At 40.2% G+C, this 4,037-nt stretch carries 6 protein-coding genes and 1 pseudogene; 4 read left to right on the top strand and 3 right to left on the bottom strand.

From position 1 onward, the window contains the following. The 3 genes from ACFIO5_RS09340 to ACFIO5_RS09330 form a co-directional block, all read left to right on the top strand. Nucleotides 1–762 (top strand): glycine-rich domain-containing protein (locus tag ACFIO5_RS09340; RefSeq protein WP_522729876.1); only part of this gene is annotated, 762 nt, incomplete at its 5' end. A gap of 457 nt (nucleotides 763–1,219) precedes the next feature. After that, nucleotides 1,220–1,498 (top strand): type II toxin-antitoxin system RelE/ParE family toxin, encoded by a 279-nt coding sequence (locus ACFIO5_RS09335; RefSeq protein ID WP_375618870.1) that lies wholly within the window; start codon nucleotides 1,220–1,222, stop codon nucleotides 1,496–1,498. 10 nt (nucleotides 1,499–1,508) lie between these two features. Next, nucleotides 1,509–1,817: a HigA family addiction module antitoxin gene (locus tag ACFIO5_RS09330; RefSeq protein ID WP_273721170.1), complete on the top strand. Its 309-nt coding sequence runs from the start codon at nucleotides 1,509–1,511 to the stop codon at nucleotides 1,815–1,817. A gap of 75 nt (nucleotides 1,818–1,892) precedes the next feature. Here ACFIO5_RS09330 and ACFIO5_RS09325 read toward each other — a convergent pair whose 3' ends face one another. The 3 genes from ACFIO5_RS09325 to ACFIO5_RS09315 form a co-directional block, all read right to left on the bottom strand. After that, entirely contained in the window at nucleotides 1,893–2,144 is a 252-nt protein-coding gene (locus tag ACFIO5_RS09325) for a type II toxin-antitoxin system Phd/YefM family antitoxin (protein WP_375632903.1), read from the bottom strand. A gap of 124 nt (nucleotides 2,145–2,268) precedes the next feature. After that, nucleotides 2,269–2,547 (bottom strand): hypothetical protein, encoded by a 279-nt coding sequence (locus ACFIO5_RS09320; protein WP_375643784.1) that lies wholly within the window; start codon nucleotides 2,545–2,547, stop codon nucleotides 2,269–2,271. After that, nucleotides 2,544–3,296 (bottom strand): antA/AntB antirepressor family protein, encoded by a 753-nt coding sequence (locus tag ACFIO5_RS09315; RefSeq protein WP_375632899.1) that lies wholly within the window; start codon nucleotides 3,294–3,296, stop codon nucleotides 2,544–2,546. Before ACFIO5_RS09315 ends, ACFIO5_RS09320 begins: the two co-directional genes overlap by 4 nt. 385 nt (nucleotides 3,297–3,681) lie before the next feature. On the opposite strand from ACFIO5_RS09315, the pseudogene ACFIO5_RS09310 reads away from it, so the two are divergent. After that, nucleotides 3,682–4,037: pseudogene (locus tag ACFIO5_RS09310) on the top strand (phage tail protein); the annotation flags it as partial.

Raw genomic sequence — 4,037 nt, 5'->3', positions numbered from 1 at the left:
GATGCCGCCATTTTGTCACAAATAAAGAGTCTTAAAAAAGATTTGACCGATAAAATCACGAATTGGCCGGCTCTTGCCGATGCTGAATTGCTGTATACGCAAGATGGGAAAATTCAATGGCCCGTCTGGGTCACCGATAAAACCAAAGTTGAGATCCAAGCTTGGGGTGGCGGTGGTAGTGGTGGCGGAGCGGATACGCCAAGATTAGGAGGAGGTGGCGGCGGTGGCGGTTGTTCAGTCTGGTATGGCTATAAAGCCAGTTTAAATGGTCATGAAGATATCACAATTGGTAAAGGAGGCGCTTCTGTTGCATCACGCAGTGCGACAGGAAATTCTGGAGGAACAACAGCTGTTGGAAAGAATTTTATTACGGCGACAGGAGGACATGGTGGTGGGGGTGCTTCTGCCTATCAATCTCACACGGGATTTGGTGGTGGTACGACTACCTACTATTCAGGCGGTGGCGGTGCTGGAGGAACAGGTGGAAACTTTGGTTTAGCAACGGATGAACATCCAGGAATTGCCAAAGGCGGAAATGGTTATGCTGGAACGAATGGAATTACGAGTAAAACAAGCGGTAATGGAGGCGATGCTGGAGGTGATACATCACGTGGTGGCTCTGGAGGAGTCGGCAAAGGTTCCTATAGTTCGGGAAAAGCAGGGCGTGGTTTTGGTGGTGGTGGTGCTGGCTCTCATGGAGATTCCTCTCCAAGCGGCGCTGGAGCTGATGGCGCTGTTCTTATAAGGTTATGGAAAGATTAAATACAAAACCAAAAATAGCGCAAGTCAAATTGATAGCTGTTGTATAAGCTGGCTTGTATGATTTTAAGCCCTTTTAAAGCCCTTTAAAGAGCTTTTTGACTGACAGTGTCAGTCTTATGAGAGAGTGAGATGATTGTTATGGTCTCTTCATTAATTTGGAGAGCAAAATGACAATAGAATTTAAACTTCGTATTCACTTTATTAAGAATGGCAAGGGATCTAAGTTTTTAGCAATATTTGATCAGACAGCCGTTGGTATGTTTGTAAAATCCTTGATGTTAACGTGCAAATTTATCCCCTCCATGCACCTATTCTTCTCTTTACGCATGAGGTGGAGAAAAGAAAAACAAGTCTAGACGATAAGGGTTTCTAATGGGATGTTACTGTTTTTTCCATTTTAGCACTTATAATGTAAGCTATTTGTTGACATTAACAGTATTTTACGCTATATAAAAGAATGATTAAAACGTTTAAAAGCAAAACATTGGCAGAATTATTCAAAACGGGAAATTCATCCAAGATTGATAAGAAACTTGTAAAACGTATCATGGTTCGTCTTGATCGTTTAGATATTTCTGAAAGACCAGAAGATATGAATCTTCCAGGATTCAACTTTCATTCTTTGATTGGATATTCACCCACTCGTTACACTGTCCACGTTAACGGACCATGGTGTATTACCTTTGAATTTGACTCATGTAATGCTTACCGTGTTGATCTTGAACAATATCACTAAGGATACAGTTATGAATGACATTCCTGCACAAAGAGATAAAAACCGTTGTCCTACTCATCCAGGAGAAGTTTTAGCAGAAATTATTCCTGAGACAGGCAAAACAAAATCAGAAATTGCGCAGATGCTTGGTATATCACGCCAACATCTCTACGATATTCTGAACGCAAAAAAGCCTGTTTCTCCTGCTATTTCCGCTTGTCTTGGCAAAATGTTTGGTGATGGAGCTGCTATATGGTTACGTATGCAAGCTAATTATGACGCTTGGCATGCTGAACGTGAAACAAATGTTAGCAAAGTTCCAACACTTCACGCTGTTTGATCTCTTCCTCACTCTCAAGGGATAATGTTTTATGGAATACTGGATAAATAATAATATTGAACAACATCCCCCGCTTTAAACATGTTCGTTGCCATTTAAAATATCATCTAAACCACGATCTAAATCGTCTAATATATTTTGCGGTGCATCTGCATAAACAAAAGATTGTGCACCAGAACGCGCTTTTATTAATTCATGATATAAATCAACAGGAAGCATAATGATTTTTTCACGCCCTCGCTTTGTCAAAGCTACAGGTGTAGACATAGCCTCGTCTAAAATATCGCCTGCCCCGCGGTTTACATCTGTAAAACTATATTTTTTCATATGCACATCCTATCTTTAATGTATAATACGTATTATACGTATAATGTGTATTATGTGAAGATATTTTATACTGTTAACCACCTCCCCGCCTAAAAGACGAGGAGATAAAATCATGTTTTTAAAGTTAAGCAGCTTTCTTAACAGAATTTTTCAAACTCGGATCGTAAGCTTTCAACAAAGGCTCCATAATAGAAGGAGGTTTTAAAGATCCAAAATTTGTAATCATTACCAGAACTCTGAGTGCGTTTGGTGATTCATCTTGAAGTTTTAAAATCAAAGCTTTTTCTATTGCATCCATGGTCTCAATGAGAGCATTAAAAGCTTTATCTTCGACATCATCACGATCAGAAAACTGAAACAATGCCATCCATAAATCACATAAAAAGTCGATACTGGTATTCATTGCACACCCCCAAAGATTTGTTCTCTTAAACATGCCAATCCTTTTGGTGTGATTTTTGTTGAAGGCAGCACCTTTTCTGTACCATCCGATCTTTGAATGGTAATAGCAGGACAATCCATGAATCCTTTCTTTATCTTATCCTGATAAGGTAATAGAGGCGCCCCTGGAGCCCGTCGATAGACCCAATCATTTTTCCGCAAGTAATCTGTTAAATCTTTTGGTCGTACTTCAAGCATTTTCGCTGCTTCAATAAGACCGAACAGCCCATCAGAGCGTTTTAAGCCTTCTAAAGCTTCTGCTTTAGGCTTGAGTGTACTCACCTCATTTCTTAAGTCTTCTAATTGATTGATACTCTCTAAAAGGAGCTGTTTAATCGTAAGAGGATTTTCCAATGCATTGGCAAGATCTATTCGTGGTGTTGCTACTTGTTTTGCACGTTTTTCACATTCTATAAAATATAAACGAGCTTCTCTACCTTTCTTATTGTTCTCCACCATAGAAAGTTCTTTGGCTACACTTAAAGTGAGAGCATAATCTTTAGAGGGACGACCACCTTGGAGGTTTTTCCCAAAATTGGGAAAAACTATATAATCTCTGTTTTCGACAAAATCATATTTGTTGATGCGTTCAGTAATCCAGTCTGCAAACTTTTTACCTACTCCTAAAAACGCATGTAGATCACGTGCATTTACTGTCTGAATCGCATCGCCATCAATGACTTGTTCTGTAATTTCTATAAGAGTGTTCATGTGAACTCCTAGTTGTTAGATGTTTTTCATTGACACTCTAAAGAGAGTGCCGGGCGCTGAAAAACACGGCAACTAGCCCGTCGTTATGCCTTTCCCATAAAGGGTATTGTATAGCGTAACCACACCCGACAATGCCATTATATGCGTGTAACATACAATGAGTCAAAACTTTTAGTTGGCGGAGAAGAGATTGTTTCGGCAATCCATCCGCTAGTTGCTTTAAGGTGTTTTTCAAGCACCTGATTCGAAAATACACATTGTAGAAATAATGTCAATCTATTTTCGATAATTTTTTATCGTAATGCCAGTTTAACAAACACAGCAATCATTCTCTCATTTTTTCCCATTCATTTTCATTCACCCCTCATTTAAAGGAGCATAAAGTATGGCAACAGGTTTTCTACACGGTGTTGAAGTCGTTGAAGTTGACGACGGCACCCGCCCCCTTCGCGCAGTACAATCGGCAGTTATCGGGATTGTTGGCACAGCACCCGATGCCGATGAACAAGCATTCCCTCTCAACACACCGGTTTTGGTAGCAGGCTCTCTTTCACAAGCTGCAAAACTCGATAAAACGGGTAAGCGTCAAGGTACCTTACCCAATGCCCTTGATCTTATTTTTAAACAAGTAGGAGCAATTGTCGTTGTCGTGCGCGTGAACGAAGGTGACAACGAAAATGCAACACTCACCAATATTCTGGGTGGTGTAAACGCAAATGGTGCTTATGAAGGTGTTCATGC

The sequence above is a fragment of the Bartonella sp. AA86SXKL genome, assembly GCF_042196885.1.
The sequence above is the reverse complement of the archived record's forward strand: the minus strand, read 5'-3'. Positions and strand labels throughout refer to the sequence as shown.

What these genes read in the sequence shown, in the direction of transcription:
- ACFIO5_RS09335 (WP_375618870.1), top strand. Translation starts at nt 1,220, where the DNA reads ATGATTAAAACGTTTAAAAGCAAAACATTGGCAGAATTATTCAAAACG.
- ACFIO5_RS09330 (WP_273721170.1), top strand. Translation starts at nt 1,509, where the DNA reads ATGAATGACATTCCTGCACAAAGAGATAAAAACCGTTGTCCTACTCAT.
- ACFIO5_RS09325 (WP_375632903.1), bottom strand. Translation starts at nt 2,144, where the DNA reads ATGAAAAAATATAGTTTTACAGATGTAAACCGCGGGGCAGGCGATATT.
- ACFIO5_RS09320 (WP_375643784.1), bottom strand. Translation starts at nt 2,547, where the DNA reads ATGAATACCAGTATCGACTTTTTATGTGATTTATGGATGGCATTGTTT.
- ACFIO5_RS09315 (WP_375632899.1), bottom strand. Translation starts at nt 3,296, where the DNA reads ATGAACACTCTTATAGAAATTACAGAACAAGTCATTGATGGCGATGCG.